The organism is Streptomyces noursei (genome assembly GCF_001646665.1).
GTDB lineage: Bacteria > Actinomycetota > Actinomycetes > Streptomycetales > Streptomycetaceae > Streptomyces > Streptomyces lavendulocolor.
On sequence record NZ_LWBU01000094.1, the window covers coordinates 1 to 279 of the forward strand.

Genomic DNA, 279 nt, shown 5'->3' on the forward strand with positions numbered 1-279 from the left:
CCCCCCCGGGAGGGGCCCGCGGGCAGTCGCCCGGCGGCCCCCTGATCATGTGCGCGATGACAGCCGGAAGACGGGGGCGGGGCTGGGGGGGAGGACGGGGGCGAGGACGGGGACCGGGCCGGCGGGGTTCACCCTGACGTTCCGCGGCTTGAGGGCGCGGGGGGCGATCGGCACGGCGTGCACGGCGGCGAGCACCGCGCACAGCTGCGCGGCGACGGACACCGCCCACTGCCACGGGGAGGGGGGGTGCTCGGCCAGGGGGGCGGGGAGGGCGGGGCG

At 81.0% G+C, this 279-nt stretch carries 1 pseudogene; it reads right to left on the minus strand.

Annotation, left to right across the window (positions count from 1 at the left end):
• Positions 1 to 45: 45 nt before the first annotated feature.
• Positions 46 to 279: pseudogene (locus A4V12_RS38445) on the minus strand (hypothetical protein); the annotation flags it as partial.